1 protein-coding gene is annotated in these 3,365 nt (G+C 41.0%); it reads right to left on the bottom strand.

Annotated elements, in window-relative coordinates:
* Positions 1 to 3,365, bottom strand: a 3,365-nt coding sequence (locus tag RLT85_RS14975) for an FIDD domain-containing protein (protein ID WP_511381385.1), incomplete at both ends; no start/stop codon positions are given.

Raw genomic sequence — 3,365 nt, forward strand, 5'->3', positions numbered from 1 at the left:
ACTACATTTTCTCCGTCTGAGATTAAATCTCCGCTATCTGTTAAATCAAAAGGATCTGCTGCTACACCATCATTGTCATCATCACATTGTTCTTGACGCAGGGCTTCTAAACTTTCTTCGGAAGGGGTAGGCAACGGCAACACTTCTATGGTGAGCGTGATCTCATTGACACACTCATTTTCTGTATTGGTATCTGCTACCTCTATAAATATCGTCTGCGGATTGGCTTGATTCACATAAGCTTCTGGAGTGTCTATTGGTGTTCCTGAGGCTTGATCTTCTGCGGAAGCATAATAGGTAAACACATAATTATCGGGCACCAGATTCATTCCTGTAATCTCTGCTTCTTTTACTGTTAAATCAAACTCTACCTGAGATAAAGGATCATTTTCATAATCGTCATCACACACCTGAAGTGGGGTTGGCTGTGTTAATTCTGGAATTTCCTCTACATATAACATAAAGGTGTTTTCATCTGTCAACACAAAAGCGTCTATACATCCTGTCTCGGTGTTTTCTATGCGCACCCAAATCATTTGAGGGTTTACAATATTGGTATAGTTGGTTGGGACTGCAATTTTTGGGGTACCACTTTCTGCCGCTACTAAACTCTCGTGGTAGGTAACCACTAAGTCGGTTGGGTCTTGGTCTCCAAACATCAAGTCTTCATTTTGTGTTAAATTAAAGACTGCAAAACCATCGGCGCTATCGTCATCACATACATAGAGGTCTTCTAATCCTTCTGACTCTAATGCAGGGGCAGGAACTACAATAAGCTCTAGGGTACGGGTCACATAACATTCGGTGCCACCTCCAGTGATTCCTGTATTTTCTGCTCTTACGTAAATGGTTTGGGTATTGATATTTACATTGGTGTAAAGCTCTGTGGTATCAATTGCATCTACACCATTCTGAGCATTGGCTAGCGTGGTATGGTAGGTGATTGTTACATTGGGTTCTCCATCTAAAATAATGACAGTCTCGGCTTCTAAATCAAACTGCGCAAAGCCATCATTATCATCATCACATACTTCTAATGTTTCTAGCTCTTCTGCAATACTAGGGTTTGGATTTACCACTAAAGTAAGGGTGGTAAAGGCTTCACAACCTGCATCACTAACTACTTTTACTTGTACCGTCTGCGGATTGTTTATATTCTCGTAGGCAGTAGCTGGATCAATTGGGTTGTCATTATCTATATCTGCTGCACTTTCATAGAAGAATACATCTAAGTTATTGTTTCCACCTGTAATTTCTGGATTGGCTTGGGTTAAATCAAATAAACCTATCTCATCGGTTGGCGTGGTAGCGCTATCGTCACAGGCTTCCAATGGGGATGGATTTTCAATAACTGGAAATTCACCTGTGATTAAATCAAAGCTAGCTACACGGTAGCATCCTGTATCATTATCTTCTAGGCGTACCCAAACCGTTAAAGGACTTACTCCTCCATTAGAATAGTTAGTAGGGTTGCTTATGGGATTGATTTCATTTTCTGCATTGGCCTGACTTTCATAGTAAGCAAGATTGTATAAACTTGGATCTTGGCTGCCATAAATGTCTCCTTCGTTTTGAGTGATATCAAAGTTTTGAAAGGTATCTCCGCTGGCATCACAATCAAAAATGTCTTCTAAAGGACCATCAATCATTGGAAGTGGGGTCACCACCAAGTCTAGGCTTACCCAACGGTAACATCCTGTAATGATGTTGGTTGCTCTTGCGTAAATGGTTTGTTGGTTTACTTGTACGTTTTCATACAAAGGTCCTATTTGATTTTGTACTAAACCGCTTTCTGCTCCTTCCGGAGTAGCATAGTAAGTGATCTCTACATTTAGTTCTCCATTGGCGATAATATCGTCTTGGGTAGCTAAATCAAATTCTACAAAACCATCATTATCATCATCACATAATTCGTAAGGTTCTAATTGATCTGTAGGAGTGGGTGAGGGTAACGGATTTACTACTAAGGTTAAAGTCGTCGTTACACTACATCCATTTTCATCTACCAATTGAGCTACTATGGTCTGGTTGGTGGCTATAATATTGGTATAGGCCGTTGGGTTTGGAATTTCTATCCCGGCTTGAAGATCGGCTGGGGTTTCATACCAAATCACTTCAATAGAGTTATCCCCTGCTGTAATTTCTCCGTCTTTTACCGTAAGGTCAAACACACTAAGTTCATCGGTATCACTTCCGCTCAACTCGTCATCACATAGTTCTAGGTTGGTAGGCTGTACGGCCACAGGTAGTGGATTTACTATAAGTTCTAACTCCACTACATTATAACATCCTGTTGGCGTATTGGGATCGGTTACACGAATCCAAATGGTTTGTGGGTTGAACAGGTTTTCGTAACCTCCTGCATTGGGAATGGCATCTACTCCATCTTCGGCTTCTTGCGCATCGTCGTGGTAGGTGATATCGTAGCTATTGGGATCTAATCCGTTTAAAACTTCTTCTTCTACTTGGGTTAAATCAAAAATGGCTTGTTCATCGTCATCATCGTCACATAGCTCTAATGGCTCTGGAGTGGTAATTAATGGACTGTCATAAACTTCCAATTCTAAAGTGGTATTTAAAACACATCCATTGGCTGGGTCTTCTACACGTACATAAATGGTTTGGTTATAAGGTACGACATTAGAGTAAGGAGACTCAACGGCTCCTACTCCGTTATCTGCATCACTTTGGGTTAAGTGGTAGCTTACCGTTACATCTGGATTGGCATTGGTGATCTCATCATCTTTCTGGGTTAAATCAAAAAGGGTATAGAATCCATCATTGTCGGTATCACAGGCTACTAACGGGCTTGGGTCAAAGATAGGTGCAGAGGTGGTAGCTTCAATCATAAAGCTTTCTGTAAGGTAACAATCTGCATCACTGTCTACCGTTACGCGTACAAAAATCTCTTGTGGATTCTCTATGTTTTCATAGTTGGCTGGATCGGCAATGGCTGGGGTTCCTGCATCGGCTGCGGCTTGAGTCTCGTAATACGTTACTTCATAATCCAACGGACTTTGTCCATCTAAAGCTTCTAAATTGCTATTGGTTAAGTTGAACGTGGCAAAACCAGTATTTCCACCATCACATTCTTCTTTATCGGTTACCTCGCCTATACGTACTTCATTTACGATTAAGCTAAAATTTGTAAGACTATAACATTCTGGCTTGTTGGTGTTATTGATACGTACGTAAATCGTTTCTACACCTGTAGTTGCCGGGTAGTTGGTTAGGGTTGTAATCTCATTTTGTGGCACTTCTGCATCGGCTTCATTTGTGTAATAAGAAATATCAAATAATGCAGGGTCTTGAGTTCCTAACACTAAGGGCGTATTGGTGGTTAAATCAAACTCATAAGGTCCGCC

Origin of the sequence: Mesonia ostreae (assembly GCF_031845265.1) — a bacterium.
Classification (GTDB): Bacteria; Bacteroidota; Bacteroidia; order Flavobacteriales; family Flavobacteriaceae; genus Mesonia; species Mesonia ostreae.